General features: G+C 43.5%; 8 protein-coding genes. 1 reads left to right on the forward strand and 7 read right to left on the reverse strand.

Annotated features, from left to right (window positions below; all coding sequences use genetic code 11):
- Positions 1-29 precede the first annotated feature (29 nt).
- Positions 30-8,504, forward strand: coding sequence for a Calx-beta domain-containing protein (locus ACI2IW_RS02990; RefSeq protein ID WP_404692601.1), 8,475 nt, complete (start codon positions 30-32; stop codon positions 8,502-8,504).
- A 150-nt stretch (positions 8,505-8,654) separates the two neighbouring features.
- Here ACI2IW_RS02990 and ACI2IW_RS02995 read toward each other — a convergent pair whose 3' ends face one another.
- From ACI2IW_RS02995 to ACI2IW_RS03025, 7 genes are all read right to left on the reverse strand, one after another.
- A complete protein-coding gene (locus tag ACI2IW_RS02995) occupies positions 8,655-9,284 on the reverse strand; it encodes a c-type cytochrome (protein WP_404692976.1) in 630 nt (209 codons plus the stop codon).
- A gap of 147 nt (positions 9,285-9,431) precedes the next feature.
- Entirely contained in the window at positions 9,432-11,033 is a 1,602-nt protein-coding gene (locus ACI2IW_RS03000; RefSeq protein WP_404692602.1) for an NAD(P)/FAD-dependent oxidoreductase, read from the reverse strand.
- Positions 11,034-11,103: 70 nt separating this feature from the next.
- A complete protein-coding gene (locus ACI2IW_RS03005) occupies positions 11,104-12,420 on the reverse strand; it encodes a c-type cytochrome (protein ID WP_404692977.1) in 1,317 nt (438 codons plus the stop codon).
- Positions 12,421-12,622: 202 nt separating this feature from the next.
- A complete protein-coding gene (locus ACI2IW_RS03010; RefSeq protein WP_404692603.1) occupies positions 12,623-13,237 on the reverse strand; it encodes a YceI family protein in 615 nt (204 codons plus the stop codon).
- Between the two features lie 232 nt (positions 13,238-13,469).
- Positions 13,470-14,300, reverse strand: a complete 831-nt coding sequence (locus ACI2IW_RS03015) for a PAP2 family lipid A phosphatase (protein WP_404692604.1) — start codon at positions 14,298-14,300, stop codon at positions 13,470-13,472.
- A gap of 66 nt (positions 14,301-14,366) precedes the next feature.
- On the reverse strand, positions 14,367-14,837 hold the full coding sequence (locus ACI2IW_RS03020; protein WP_404692605.1) for a diacylglycerol kinase: 471 nt from the start codon (positions 14,835-14,837) through the stop codon (positions 14,367-14,369).
- A gap of 178 nt (positions 14,838-15,015) precedes the next feature.
- Positions 15,016-16,356, reverse strand: a complete 1,341-nt coding sequence (locus ACI2IW_RS03025; protein ID WP_404692606.1) for a sensor histidine kinase — start codon at positions 16,354-16,356, stop codon at positions 15,016-15,018.
- Positions 16,357-16,374 lie beyond the last annotated feature (18 nt).

The raw sequence follows: 16,374 nt of genomic DNA on the forward strand, positions 1-16,374 counted from the left end.
TTTATGAGAACAGTGAGCAGCTCAGCTTTGTGGTCACTGGTGCTGATAATGCAGCCATTGACAATACCGCTGCCACGGGCACGATTGTTGATGAATCTGATGCTACAGATCCAGGTGACGGCAGTAACACCGATGGTGATAAGCCTACGGCGATTGTTACTGGAGACAGTGTGACTGAGGGTAGTGCTCTTGAGTTCACCGTGAATTTGAGTAACCTATCTGAGTCTGATACTACAGTAGAACTTACATTGGCCAATGGCTCAGCATTACTTGGTACAGACATCGAAACGCCTGTCCAAGTGAGCTTAGATGGTGGTAACACCTTCAGCACAGTTACGGTTGCCGTAGATGGCACCTTTAGTGTCGATGTTCCAGCCAATAGTACAAATGGCATTATCGTGAGTGTCCCTACGGTTGATGACAATATTGATGAACCGAATGAGACCATCACGCTTACAGCAAGTACAAGCGGACAAGTCACTCCAAGTACAGCGATTGGTACCATCATTGACAACGATGATGCGCCTATTATCTCGATTGATGGTGCGGTCGTAGTTAATGAAGATGCTGGTACGGTCACTTATACCGTCAGCTTAACCAACCCATCATCAACCGCTGTGACTGTTGACTATGCGACGAGTAATGGAACTGCCACTGCTGGAGCTGATTATGGTGCAAACTCAGGCACGTTGACCTTTGCAGCAGGAGAGGTAACCAAAACGGTAACGGTTGCTATTACTGACGACACTCTGTTTGAAAATTCTGAAAACTATACTATTGCTTTATCTAACCCGTCACTCAATGCCAGTATTGATAATGCAAAGAAAAGCGTTACCACCACTATCATCGACAACGACACAGCACCGACTATCACGGTTGATGATGAAGATGGCACGCTTACTACTGCTGACAATAGTGTTATTGAAGGAACTGGTGACACTGTGACTGGCGCTATCGATATCACTAACCCGCAAAGTGTCGCAGCGCTGACTATCAACAGTGTCGATGTAACGACAGCCACTACTGCTAACCCTATCATTATCAATGGTAGCGAAGGCAAATTGGTCATTACTGGTTACAACTCAGCCACAGGTGCGCTCACTTATGCATATACCGAAGATGGCAGTGCTGAAACGCATAACCCTGCTGGTGACAACGTATTAGATCAATTCACAGTCAAGCTTACCAACACTGCTGGTGGTACTACATCTGATACGTTAGACATTCAAATTATCGATACAGTACCTGTTGCCAATCCAGACACCAATACTATGACCGAAGAGACAGACAAGGTCACTGGTAATGTGCTTACGGCTACTGGTGCCGCTGCAACAGATGTCGCTGATAGTTTAGGTGCAGACGCAACACTCGTTACGGCTGTAGAGTCAGTAACATTTACTACGGTAGCGGTTACACAAGGAGACTATGGTGTGCTTTCGCTCAATGCAGATGGCAGCTACAGTTACGATCTTGATAATGATGCAGTGCAGTATCTTTCTGTCGATGATGAACCTTTAATAGAAACGTTTAACTACACCATCAGAGATGCTGATGGCGATACCAGCACGGCAACCTTGACTGTGACTATCAATGGTACCAATGACAGACCTGTCATCACTAATGTCGCGAATGGTAATAACATTATCGAAACCGCAGCGGCAATAACAGAACAGACAGATGATACTGCTATTACACGAACGGGTACCATCAGCTTTACCGATAGTGATAGTAGCGATGAGCCAGAGATTAGTGCTATAGCATCAAAAAACATCTACGTCTATGATCCAAGTAATTCGACATTTACTGATGCTGAGCCATTGTCAACGCTTCAAAAAGCAGCGTTAGACGGTATTTTTTCAGTCGCAAATGATACGGGTAGCTTTACAGATGGTATATGGAGTATCAATGCATCATCCACAGTGCTTGACTTTATTCCTGCTGGCGAAACCATTACTATTCGTTATGCCGTACAAGTTGACGATAATAAAGGCGTAATTACGGCTGCTGATGGTAACGAGCTTAGTACTAGTGAAATCCGCTATGTTGAAGTAACCATCACTGGTACTGATGATAGTATTGCGCTTGTAGCTGATACTGCTAGTACTAATGAAGATATTATTCTATCAGTGACGGCCGCTAATGGTATCTTTAAAAACGATACCGCAGACGTTGACGTTAATACAGAGTTAACGGTTGAAAGTTATACTATTAATGGTATGACAGACACTAATGGTATACCAGAACCCTTTAACGTAGGTGATGTTACTAACGTTACTATAGACGAAGTGACCATTGGTGAGCTGACCATAAATGCGGATGGTAGCTATACCTTTGAGCCTGCGGCAAACTTTAGCGGTACAGTGCCAGAGATTACCATTAAGGTAAACAATGGCCCTGATGCCGCAACCCCAGAAAGCGGTACAGAAACCCTAACCATCACCGTCAACCCAGTATCAGATGCCCCCAATATTGGTGACGATATTAACCTAGAAACAAATGAAGATACCACCATTGCCTTAGGCTTAACCGCACCTGTCATCGTAGACAGTACAGACTTAAGCAGTAATGCCGATGACAGCCCTGAACGTATCGGTTTGATTACCTTAACAGGTATCCCTAATGGCGCTAAGCTTAATTACGATGGCGTGAACCCTGACAAGGAAGATGGTAGTCCAATCACTATTTTCTTAAATGATAGCGATATTTTCCTTGACAGCATTAACGCTGCTGATGCTAAGTACTCAATGACCAAGAAGCAGTTTGAGGAAATGACCCTTACGCCACCTGAAGATGATGCTACAAACTTTGATATTCAAATGTCGGTAACAGAGTATGAAGTGGATAATGACGGCAATATATTGGCAGGAGTAGATGGTGCAACTTCTAATACAACTATCAAAGTTGATGTCCAAGCCGTAACTGATAGCGAAGATAAAAATGATCCTAATAATCTAGATAATCCACATGACGATAATGATGGCTTTAGTGAGTTTGGCTATACTACAGGGACAGTGGTCTCTATCGATGGGAAATACGAAGTTAGTGCCAAAGAAGGCGAGTCTGTTGACTTACCGATCACCACCAATTTTGGTGATTTAGTATCGGTAGACAGTGACAGCACCGAAAATTACGGCTTTGTCATTAATGGTCTTGAACCAGGAACAAAGATTATATTTACGCCAGCTGGTAGCAACACTCCTGATCCTGATTATATTGCAGACAGTAACGGTCAAGTATTAATTGGTGTTGATGCTCTTGATGATGACGGTAAGCCGCTCGCTACAAAACTTGCTGTCAATGGAACATCAGAGCCGAAAATTAGCATCGAAACGAATGAGTATAACTCGCTCGATATGGAGAACATTACCGTATCTTTATATACTCAAGATCATGATGCTGACTCTGATATCGTTGATACTTCTGTTGAGCTAATAAATACGGTTACAGTCGATATGACTGTGACACCTGTTGCTGGTCGAGTAACAGCCAGAAATGTTAGTACTACTGAAGATACTGCTTTTTCACTTGCTGAATTTAATTTCCGAGTCGGTGATAACTTGTCGGGCAATGAAACTATTCCAGAAATTGTTGCTGAAATTACGTTCAAGTTGCCAGCAGGTTGGTCATATACCGATAACGATGATATAGCTATAGTAGCTCCTGATAACACAATTACTATTAATATGACTAACTCACCTGATCTAAGTGGGTTTTTACTCACGCCAGCTGCACATTCTTCAGCAGATACTAACATCGAGTTCAGACTGACTAGTACAGATTTTGATGATGATGGAGGTACTCCAAACCCTAGTTTTGATACTACTATCACGACATTGACTAGAAAAGTAACAGTTACACCAGCTGCCGAAAGAATTGATGAAGACAGTGCTATATCAGACACCGATAATGATGGTACGCCTGACCTAACCATCAATCCAAATTATGACTTTAATACACAAGCGTTAGAGGACACCGCATTTGCATTGAGTGAGAGTGGATTTAACTTAGGAGATGGCTGGTCAAACCAAGACGACACAGCGGATTTCGGGGTTAATGATGGTGCTGTCACAGGTCAGACAGACTCAGAAGAAACGTTTGCGCTTTTAACCTTTGGTAATAAGGTAAATGGAGTAAATGGAGCATTTAGCTCGGTTGTCGGCGCGGTATTTACTTATACCTATGAAAACAGTGCAGGCGTAACGGTAACCGAGACTCTCGTCGATAACGGCAGTGGCGTTGAGATTCCGGCCGCCTATCTCAATACAGTCACTGTCAAGCCGCCACAAGATTATAGTGACTTTGACCTTGATGCTGGCTCAAGCACGGTCGTTAAGGTACAAGCCAAAACCATCGATTATGATGAAAATGATGGTGCTAGTGTGACGGCAACCAGTGGTGAGAGTTATCTAACCTTTACGGTTAAAGGGGTTGCTGACCCAGTCACATTGGGTGTTGACCCAGCATATGGTAATGAAGATCAAGCATTAGCTGACGACGGTGATGGTGGTAATGGTGGTAATGGTAATAACCGTGATGGATCGTCAGATGCAGTAATTGATCCTGCTCTTGGCATTGAGCTAAATATTCGTCCAAGTTCACGTGATAATGAGGGTTCTGAGAAATACGAGGTTAAAATATCTGATATTCCAGTAGGAGCAAAGCTTTATATATATGATGAGCTTAGTGATACTTACGCTTTACATTATGAAAATACAGGTTCAACTCTCGGCAGTACAACCATATCCAACTATAAGGACGTAGATGGCTTGTACTTTGTTCCTACTGAAAACTTTAGCGGTACTATACCGCTTATAGTTCAGGCAAAAAGCATCGAAGTTGATGGTAGCGAAACCGCATTTACTCCGGATCCAGGACTAACATTACCAGTTAAAGTTATTGGCAAAGCCGATCTTATCTTAAATGATGATCTGGGAACTAAAGAGGCAACGATAGTTGATAGCGATGGAAACTCTATTGCTAAAGACTACACTTATGTGGGCGTCGAAGATGCTAATGGTAACAATATAGCGTTAGTAGAGTTTTTCGATGACCCTACCAGTATTGCTGCTTATGATGGCGATGCTCCGGCTGCTGAGCAGGTCACTTATAAAGTGACAGGGCTACCTGCAGGATTCGATATTACAGGCGCCGTGTTCTTAGGTGGTAGTGGTGAGACGCGTAGCTGGTCTGTGTCTTTAGAGTCGCTTCAAAATGGTGCTGCAAAATTGGTAACGCCTGATAATTTCGCTGGTGAAGTTGGTTTTACTATTACAGGAACGACCACTGAAACAATATCAGGTAATAGTGTTACCCATACTCCTAAAGACGTATCTATTCTAATCACGCCTGATGCTGCTGATGGAGTCGTCAATAATCCGCAAGTGGTAGCGGTCGAAGATGAGTGGACGACGATAGACTTTAACGCTGCTTTTAAAACTACGGATGCATCTATAGGCGATGAAGTACTTGATACAATTACTTTAAACCCTGCTGACTTAGGAAACGTGTTATTACTTGTTAATGGTACTGCCTATACATCTGGCGACTACACCTTTAATGCCAGCGATAAAATCGAAGTAAAATACAATAGCGCTAACGAACATAGTGATGTTCCTTTTGATATTGGGTTTGATTATACGTATCTCGACACCGTGTCATTAGCAGATAATGCCACGATTAGCGAGTCTAAGACCAGCAATGCAACCGTAAATGTGACTTTCAAAGCAGTGACTGATCAACCGACCATAGAATTAATAGATGAAGCCACTGCGGACAATACTATTAATAACAATGGCTTAGATGATACGGCTTCTGTCACTGTTTCTATATCCTCACCAGATAAAGACGGCTCAGAGAGCTTTACGCGTCTAGAAGTTAGTAATGTTCCTAATGGTATCATCGTACAAGGTGGCATCTTATCAGGTGGCATCTGGTATATCGATGTGCCAAACGAAGCCATTACTACAGGTAATAACCCTACCTATGATCTGGTCTTAAAGCGTGATGGATCAACGATTAATATTCCGGCAAATACTTTTGGTATTAAGGTAACAGTCATAACCCAAGATATCAATAACCCTCAAAGTATCGACGGCGCCGAAGCAACAGCCACTGATATTTTTGAAGTTGTCTTAACGCGTAGTAATACTGAAGGTAAAGATCCTGAACCAGTAGATCTTGTCAATACGTTAACGGTCAATACATTGATAGCAGACGAAGGAATACCATTTAACTTGGGAGCACTGTTAGATGCCACACTTGATGATACCAATGCAGCCAACGTCGTTTCTTATAGTTTCTCGCTGACTGATGTACCAGAGGGTACTACTATCACTAGTGATAATAGTAATGTGAGCGTGCAACAAATTGCTGGGCAATATATTATCAGCGTCAGCGACGCTAGTAGCCTCACACCTGAAGCAGCACTTAATGCAATAACGGTGACACCGCCAGTAGACTTCAGTACCAATGTGCCTGGTGGCAGTCAAGATTTTGGCTTTGATGTGACCTTTACTGCTCTGGACAATGCAAACCGTGAAGACGCTTTGCCAGCAACTAGCGTCAGTATAGTAGTAGCGCCAGAGACTGATCTATTTGATAATAATGGTCAGACTTCAGTCGTTTCAACCGATGAAGATATAGCAGTGGATATTGTCATTGATCTTACCAACAGTGCGGATGGTAATTATGTGTCACTAGTGGATGGTAAGTTATATATTAAGATCGATGAAACAGAATTAAAAACAGGATCAGGTACTGCTGGCGAATTAGAATATAACGGTATAACGTTGACACCAGACATTGACGGTAATTATATAGTCGATCTAAACAATGACGCAGGAGACTTAGTTAATCCTCCTGACAGCGTTACTGTTCAATATACCCCAGCTGCTAATGCTGATGGTAGTGCCACCATCACTGTAAATGCTTCTCACAAAGAAGTGAGCGATGTGGCTGACGATGGTGCTGTGGTTGACTACGAGTATCAATATAATGTCGAAGTCATCGCCCAACCTGATGCGCTTAATATCTTCAAATCTGGTACCGAAGAGACTACTGCTACAGTAATAGGTGCTGAGGATACCAAGATCGCTATTCCTTATGAGATTGGTTTAATTGACACCCAAGGTGACAGCGATGGCAATGGAGGTACTGTGAAGGATAGTGCCACTGCTATCAGCCTAGATAATGTACCTGAGGATTATTTAGTTTCTTATATTAGTGGCAAAGAGGTAGATGGCAACCCTATATTTACATTGGCCAGTAATAACGGTGGCTTAAACGGTAATTTATGGACAATCGATGCAACTAAGATTGACACATCTTTTGAAGACAATATCTTTATCCAAGCGCCTGAGAACGTCAGTGGTACTGTTGCAGGTATTGAGGTGAAAGTCGTTAGTGATAGCGGCGTAGTTAGTGCCCCACTCAAAGTGACTCTTGTTGTGACACCGGTCGCGGATGAAGTTACATTTAATCCATCGACTGTACTTGGCTCTCAAGGCGAGTGGACAGCGCTTAATTTGAATGCGGCTATGGTAGATATTGATGGTAGTGAAACGGTCAATGTGATACTGAAGGGCACTAACCTGTATGGTAATGTGCTCAGTGTTAAAACTAACAGTGGCACTCCTCTAGAAGATGTTGGGTTTGTTTTTGATGAGGTTACTGGCATTGGCACTTATACCATTAGAGGCGTCACACCAGCTCAGCTAAATGAATTGCTTGTAAAAGGAGGCGCACCGTACAATGGTACGTTAAAGATTAGCTTGGAGACGGTTGAATCAGCGAATGGCGATAGCCTGACCATCGATGAAGTAAATTTACCTGTCGACATTGCTCCAACGTTTATTTTCAATGGTACTGATGCTGCTGATAAACTGATTTCAGTCAATCAAACCGCGGCACTCAAATATTCTGGTGGCGATGGCAATGACACCTTTATCGGTGGTAGCGGTAAAGATACCCTGAATGGCGATGCTGGAAATGATACGTTAATTGGTGGAGCGGGTAACGACACGATCAATGGTGGCGCCGATGACGATACGATAGATGGTGGTGCTGGTGCCGATACGTTAAATGGTGGAACGGGTAATGACACGATAGTATTTGATGCTGCTGACTTGTTGATGGATGGTGGCGCAGGTATCGATACTTTATTGATTAATATGGCCAATACTACTATCGACTTTGGTACTTTTGATTCATCTAAGTTTGAAAGTATTGAGGTTATCGATATGACGGGTAATGGCGCGCAATCACTAACCAATCTGTCGACCAGTGATGTGCTTGAGATCATTAGTGATACGGTCATGACTGATAAAGATTTAATCATCAAGGGTGATGGCGGTATTAACGGTGATTCAGTGACACTGACCAATGAATGGACCAGCAATGGTACTACGAGCCAAAGTGGCGTCAGCTATAACGTCTATAGCTTCTCTGATACCAATGGTAACCATGATCTGTTGATTCAGACTGATGTGAATACTACTATCCTATAGGTTTATTCACCTAGTACAGATTTTGATTTTTCATAAAACGTCATTGGATTCAATCCAGTGGCGTTTTTTTGCATTCATATTATGGCTTTTTCTAGATGTATTTTGGTATGTAAAGTTATATTGACTCTATTAATAGCGATTCTTGTAAACTCACTCACTAGGATCTGACCCTGGTGGGAAGTCATGGCGTAGCTGCGCGACATTAGCAGTAGGCACTGTATCTGTGAAATTATTTAGATCGCTATGCACGTATTGTGTGACAGCTGCTATTTGCTCATCGCTCATCATGCTGTGAAATGATGGCATACCGCGCAGGCCATTGATCAACACACTAATAATATAGTATTTCGATTGCATCTTGCTGTTATTGGCTAGCGGAGGGTAGTAGCCAGCGCCTTGTGCGCCTTCACCTTTTTGCATATGACAACCTGCACAAGAGTCATCGTAGAGCTTTTTGCCATTGGTGGTAAAGAAACCCGTCTCGCCTTGTGGGCTGCCTTCAAACTTGGTAAGCCATTTCTGCATGCTGGCATCATCATTCATTTTCGGTATTGAGCGTACATCGACTATATTGGTAGTAGGCTCAGCCAATTCTGCTTTGGACATATATACGCCGCCCCATGCGCCTTGATTGCGACTGGCTTGATTGTCAAAATTGTTGTCGAAAACCATGGGCGCTGTTTGCTGACTCGCGATAGTAACTGCGTTTTTTGCCTTGTACTGACTACAGCCTGACAACGTTGTTAATGCGATTGACCCGCCAACCATAACCGTCATCATTGCTTTGTCCCAGCTGAGCGAGCTAGACAATTTTATCTGGTTTACTGTCACCATATTCATGATTATTCCTAATATGCCTAGGCTCATTGTTATCATCCTTGCTTCAACGATAGGCGTGTTATACAGAAGCTTATTAAAAAGACACTGCTACCCGAGTTTCTTGGCCTTTTGATGTAAGCGTTTGGCAGCATCCATACCGGATAATATCGCGCCCTCTTGCCATGCAGGAATATGTGAGCAATGCTCTCCTGCTAACACAATACGATGATCTATCTCGCATAATGTCTCATAGTACTGCTCACGACTTGACTCGCTCCAAATACCGTAGCAGCCAAGCGACCAAGGGATACGGTGCCATGCGACAGAGGTGCCCGAGCGGAACTCTTTGGTATATTGCGGATGAATCTGTTTGCCATAGGCGAGCGCGGCATTGATACGTTCTTTAGGAGTCAACGAGTTAAATTTGTACGAAGTCTCGCCAAACCCATACGCGCCAAGTAGTACACCTGAGCCTGAGCTAAACATATCTTGTGACGGGTAGGAGATTTGTGAGATAGGCATATCGGTATAAGTGATGCCGCCATAGATCCATTCATCCTCTTCCCAAAACCTTCGTTTGAACTCCAAACCTACTTTATACGAGCTGTCATAAGGAACGGCTGCCATGGCTTGTTTCATTGGCGCGGAGACATTGATATCAATCTGCGTCAATATGGACAAAGGAATCGTACAAATGCACCAATCTGCGCGCACTGTTTTGGTGGTACCGTCAGGGCTATTACTATCGACATAGTCAACGGTAACCCCAGTTTCGTCTTGATTGATTTTGGTGACTTTGGCATTGAAGGTAATCATCTCACGGCATTCACGTGTGAACGCATCACCGATTTTCCCCATACCGCCGACAGGCTGAAACATCGTTGGTTGATGCACATGCACGGTATAGTTGCTATAAATATCCGACCACATACCTGAGTCTAGTAGCTTATCCATCGGTATGGGTGTTGATGGCTTGGCATCCGGCATCAGACCACCACCGGGATATACACTATAGCCACGATGCTTACCAGTTTCATGGCTTTTGACGTAGCGATAGTTGTTATCTAGCACGCCCCAGCCCTTGAGACCTTCGAGTAATTTTTCTTTGTCCTCTTTATCAACTGTGCTATCGAGACTGCCTTTATTCACGGCTTTGGACAGCAGTTCTGACACATAGCCACGAATATCGCCTTGCACTTCGCCCAAGCGCTGCGGAGCCCCATCGAAGTGATTGGTACGGTGTAGATAAGCGCGATCATTGGTTTGGATAAAAGGCTGCAGTGCCACACCAAATTTTTTGCAGTAATGGAAGACCGCGTAGTGGTGGATGGGCAATCGCCATGGACCACCATTGAAATAATTACCTTTTTCAAAGTCGCAAGTAACTTCAGCACCGCCTAATTCAGTGTATTTGTCACCACTATTGAGTGTCCAGCTACGTCCACCGCCACGATTTTGGTACTCAAGCACAGTCACTTTATAGCCTGCTTTGCGCAGCTCATAGGCAGCAGTCAGACCACTCAATCCTGCACCCAAAATCAGGATGCTGGCACCAGCCGGTGCGCCTTTAAGATTCATCTCTTCTTTAAAGCTCGACTCAGATGCAAACCCCAACGTGGTCATCGCTTGATACATCGCGGTCGCGCCTGCCGTCTTGCCTATCATGGAGAGCAGTTGTCGCCGCGTAGGGGATTGGAGCAGGTCATTCATAGGATTATCCTTATCGTGCTAAGTCTTTGCGTTATTATTGAAAATACTAATTTAGGCCTATTCTTTATAGCTAGCTTTTTTCTTTTATCACGTGTGTGACGTCAGCCGCGCTGACATCGCTGTTAGGTAGACCACCAAATGTGACTCGTACATAGTTAGTGATACTAGCGATTTGTGTAGGGCTTAAATCTTTTGAAAAGCCGGGCATTTTTGGTGCTGTGTTAAATGCACCTTTTGCGCCAAAAGCAATCACACCAATTAGTGCATCAGGTTTTACGCGGCGAATACTACTCAAACCAACGATGGAGGCGTAGCGTGCATCGGGCTGGGCGTAACCGTCGACGCCATGACAGCTAGCGCAATGTGTCAGATACAACTCTTTTGGCGTGTTGCTGTCCAAGTTATTATTGCTGCCGCTATTGTTGACACTGCTGACAGTATTGGTTTTGGCGCGCGCCAGATAGTCTTTTTGCTCAAGTAAGTTATAAGTAATGGAGTTGCTGACTGGCTGCGGCAGGCGAGACACATTGACTGGTATCAGATAGTCATCAGTCTTAATGGCTGGGACGACTTTTAAGTAGTCAGCCATCGCTATCAGGTCTTCGTCGGTGAGGTAGCGTGTACTATGCGCCACGGCTTCTGCCATTGGCCCGCCCGCGTAAGCGCGCTTATCAAGCGTGCCTGTACGCAGGTAAGTTACGATGTCCATTTCGCTCCAAAGGCCAATACCTGTTTCGTTGTCAGGCGTAATATTTGGTGCAAACCATTTACCAAGTGGTGCGCCAGATAAGTAGCGGTCTTTATCAAGACCTTGGGTTAAGTTGCGCGGCGTATGACAGGTACCGCAGTGCTCTAAGTTATTGACCAAATATTCACCGCGCTGCTGAGTGTTCGTCAGCCCTGAGCGATTTTCAGTAGAGGGCACATTGATGACATTCCATGCCAGCATTAAGCTACGGATATTTAACGGGAAAGGCAAATGAGTGGTTTTTTCAGGTGGTTTGTCTACGATAGGAACGGTCTGAAAGTACGCGAACAAGGCGCTGATATCCTCATCTGTCATGCCATGATAAGACGGATAAGGCATCGCAGGATAAAGCTGATGATTGGGTGCACGACCTTTTTGCAAAGCCTTTTTGAAATCGGCTTCAGTATAGTTGCCGATGCCATAGCGCGTCGATGGTGTGATATTGGTTGAATAGATATTGCCAATGGGTGTCTCAATTGGTACGCCGCCACTATAGTCATCACGGTGGCAAGCCATACAGTCAGCGGTACGCGCCACGTAAGCGCCGCGATTGGCAAGCGCACTATTAGCAGGGCTAACATTTGGTAGGGTTATTCGACTGGGCCAAGTTTCCATTGGTAGGGTAACCGTGCCTGCCATCACGACGTTAGACACTAAGCTGAATCCCAACGTTAATGTCAGCGTCAGTGTTATTACTGAAGAAAACGACAATGCTGGCACGATTTCAGAAAGTGGCTTCACAATGTCCTTATAATACCGATGAATCATGTCTAATTCCTTTTTAAGCTTTCTACAAATCACTACCTGTATCTATTAAGACAGTGGCGAAACGTTAAAAATACTACTGTCTGGCGGCTTCGATCTTGATACTTAAGTCAAGGTTTTTGGTCAGTCCGAACCAAGCGAATTTATTGATATTCCATTTTGTGCGATTAATCGTAGCAGTGAACTGGCCACCGCAAACATCCTTCCTGATGCTCGTGTTTAGATAACAACCGAACTTAGTCGCGGTTAAGCTAATTGGGTGGGTCTCGCCATGCAGTGTCAATTGTCCATCTACCCGAGTGACCTGCGGGCTTTTTTTATCTTGATTAAAATGCCATTTTGTCGATTCGAAATATGCTGAAGGAAATCTCTGCACATCAAAAAATTCAGGCCCCGTTAGACTATTATTAAAAGAAGGGTTGCCCGTATTTAAAGAGTTTATCGGTATGATCAATGAGATTTCGCCTGATCTTCGGTTTGGATCGTATTGCAATTGACCTTTGATATTATAAAAGCCACCAGTCGTGGCTGAACTCTTAAAGCGTTCGATAGCAAATCGAATATGAGTGCTGGCAGGATTAATAGCGTAACTGGCAGCTTGACTGCTATTTGCAGCGCCTACGAGCAATAATGGAATGGTCAAAAAAGAATAGATATGCGACGGTTTTGGCCTAGTAGACAACAAGCGCATAGCTACATTCCTTTGCAAGTTACTGAAATAGAGGAGCTTATTCACAAGCGCTATCCTTGCGTTTGCTTAACAATAAGCCAGTGATTGTTTATTATTTATACAGGGTTTCTCGAATACTTAGTAGTGCTATTTTAGTAAAGAGATAACGAACAAATCTGTCATGCCCGAACGTCCATTCAAAGTACTGATAAATAAGTATTGATACCTAATTATTGAAGCTAAGTACTGAATGCTAGGTGCTGACTTTAGAGTGCTCAATGTTAGACAAGCTAAGACCAGTATGTCTTTTATCATCGCTAGTGCTGTGTGTTTTACTCTTAATTGATTGTTTGAAGAATAGGGCTGCGATCGCACAGGCTATGGTTAATGACAACAGCATTGAGACCAATGTATGGCTAAAGAAATGATCGCCAAACAGCATCTTATATAGCCCCATTGTCCAGCCCAAAACGGTTACTGATATGACTATCTGGTAGCGGTATTTTCTTAATGTCGGTAAAAAAGACAGTCCATATAAAGAAAACCCTGCGCTGGCGTGAGCTGCTGGGAAGCATCTGGCAGGCGTTGCTGCTACGATGTTTTGCCAAAGATTGAGGTAGGGCAAATCCCCATTAAAAATAGCTAAGTCATTTGGGCAACTAACATGGGTGACGCCTTTGAGCGTGGCAATAGTAGCAGGTACAATAGCCAATATAATCAGTAGGTAGCCAATCTCGCGCATAGGTAAAGGAAGCATAAATTTATCAAGCTTATTATGACTGAGCTTACTGCGATCTAGCTTATTGCAGTTTAGGGCAGTAGCATTAAGCCTTGACTGTCTATACTTGATGATTAAAACCGCTATGAGATAGACAGCCAATAGAATCAATAATGCTTTGGGTAAATCATAAAAGATAAATGCATAAGGCTGCGCGCCTTTTTCGAGTAGCCAGTGACCATTGTTGTAAAAAAGCTCACTGATGCGTACATCTAATTGGCTATGCTCAAAAACTAAGGTGGCAATGATGGTTACGCACAGTAGTTTTAGCCAGTCCCAAGCCATTGAGTGGTTTTCTAAAGTCATGGATACACCTGATAACGTATATTAAGTGATGGAGCTTCCAGCATGCTGCTATAAAAAAATAGACAACTATAAAAAGACAGACAGCACCATTAACCATAAAACGGTTAAGAGAAATAACGACAAAAATTGTGCAGCAGAGCCGACATCTTTTGCTATCTTTGCGAGTGGATGCTTGGCGGTTGAGGTATGGTCGACGCAAGCTTCGATACCCGTGTTGATCAGCTCAATAATTAAAGATAAAAAAGACGCGATGACTAGCATCATTTTTATACCAAGCGCAAAAGGCATAACGATGACAGCAGCTAGCAGTACAAGATTGAGCCACACAACTTGTCTAAAAGCCGCTTCAAATTTATATGCGGCTTTAAAGCCGTCCATTGAATAGCCAGTAGCTTTTATAATGCGGAGGATTCCTGTTTTACCTTTGGCATGACTCGCAAAGCTATCAGCTGCGAGTGCATTATCATGTGCTGTTTGGTTGACAGAACTATGCTCGGCTGATGGTTCTATAAGGTTGGTATGAGTGATTTGCTTCATAGGGCATTCTTAACGGTCTATTAAAATTAAGATAGCCTGAGTATAAGACGGGAGAGGTTAAGAAAACGTTAAGAGGATATAGAGAGGTGAGAATAAAAAGTAATGGATATTGAAATTTATCATTTCCCAATCAGTAATTATGATTGGGAAATGAAGATGTCTTTGGACTATCACAAGGTTATTTATAATAAATACTAAAGGTGCTACCACCTGAGCGATTGGCCTGATGAGTGAGCTGCCAGCCCATATGTGACATGATACGCTGGACGATACTGAGTCCTAAACCTGAGCCTTCAACCTTATGTTTTGTCTCATGCTCTGACAACAGGATTGTTTGATCTTCTTTATACTGATGTTCTAATCGCTCAAACCGTTCATAGAGTAAAGGCATCATCGCTTCAGGAATACCTAAACCAGTATCAGTCACCATGATTTTTTCGTCATCGATAGTAATGGTTACTTCGCCATCATCGGTATATTGAAACGCATTTTTTATGAGATTGCCCAATGCCATTTTTAGGAGTTCGGGGCGTACGTAAGCGCTGTATTCTTGCTCAGCAATTACCTGACAAGTGACAGACTTATAACGCAGTAAGTACTTTAGGCGCTGCATTTCCGCTAAAGCGATACTGTTAATAGAGGTTTGCGGTGCATCTAACTTTTCAGGCGCGCGCGATAGTAGAAGCAGAGCGGTGATAATCTCAGAAGTTTCTTTGGCAGTAGTGCTAATACGATTGGTAAACTCATTTAAGTGGCTGTCAGCGTCTAGTTGCGAGGCCAACACCTCGGAAGCCCCCATGATAATAGTCAATGGCGTGCGTAACTCGTGGCTGACATCACCAGTAAACAGTTGCTCGCGCTTGAGGTACTGTTCTAACTTGTGGTTTTTCTCATCGATAGCCCTTGCCAAGACACCGACCTCAGATGGCAAGTGTGTCAAATCGCTTAAGTTATGATGATCGGTTTCGACAGCTCGCTTCAAATCTAATAAAGGCTTGATGATTTGTTTAGAGGACAATTGGGAGAAGATAGCGGCGATAAGTAAGCTTAGAATCACGGCTACCTTTAACGTATCTGCAAAAATGTCTTCTAGGTGCTCAAATATCGCCAAGACTGGGTAATTTCCCATCACCATTTCGGTGTTTTCTAGATAAGTCAAAATATAGGTTTGACCGTCTTGGGTGTAGGCAAAAAGATGCAGGTTGGCATGACCTGCTCCAGAGGCTTTATTAACAGTGACAGAGGTTTCTTGCACCGTGTCATTGGCTATCGCTTGTAAACTAGTAGGTGCTTTATCATAGCGATAAATCTTGATACCTGGATCAGCGATATAGATAGGCTGGTCACCGTACTTTTCTTGACTAAGCTCTAGCTGCTGCAACAGGCGAGCCTTGACCAAATCTTGCTCTATTCGGCTCTCTGCGTATAAGAAAATACTGACAAAAGCTGCGCACAGTAATAATGCGAATATGAAGTAAGACAGTCTGAACTTATTGGCTATCGAGTCTATATTGAGCATGGCATGGGACAACTTAAT

This window comes from Psychrobacter sp. NPDC078501 (genome assembly GCF_044900935.1).
Taxonomy (GTDB): Bacteria; Pseudomonadota; Gammaproteobacteria; order Pseudomonadales; family Moraxellaceae; genus Psychrobacter.

Coding starts and splice junctions, on each gene's coding strand:
- ACI2IW_RS02995 (WP_404692976.1), bottom strand. CDS start 9,284: ATGATGACGGTTATGGTTGGCGGGTCAATCGCATTAACAACGTTGTCA.
- ACI2IW_RS03000 (WP_404692602.1), bottom strand. CDS start 11,033: ATGAATGACCTGCTCCAATCCCCTACGCGGCGACAACTGCTCTCCATG.
- ACI2IW_RS03005 (WP_404692977.1), bottom strand. CDS start 12,420: ATGGCAGGCACGGTTACCCTACCAATGGAAACTTGGCCCAGTCGAATA.
- ACI2IW_RS03010 (WP_404692603.1), bottom strand. CDS start 13,237: ATGCGCTTGTTGTCTACTAGGCCAAAACCGTCGCATATCTATTCTTTT.
- ACI2IW_RS03015 (WP_404692604.1), bottom strand. CDS start 14,300: ATGACTTTAGAAAACCACTCAATGGCTTGGGACTGGCTAAAACTACTG.
- ACI2IW_RS03020 (WP_404692605.1), bottom strand. CDS start 14,837: ATGAAGCAAATCACTCATACCAACCTTATAGAACCATCAGCCGAGCAT.
- ACI2IW_RS03025 (WP_404692606.1), bottom strand. CDS start 16,356: ATGCTCAATATAGACTCGATAGCCAATAAGTTCAGACTGTCTTACTTC.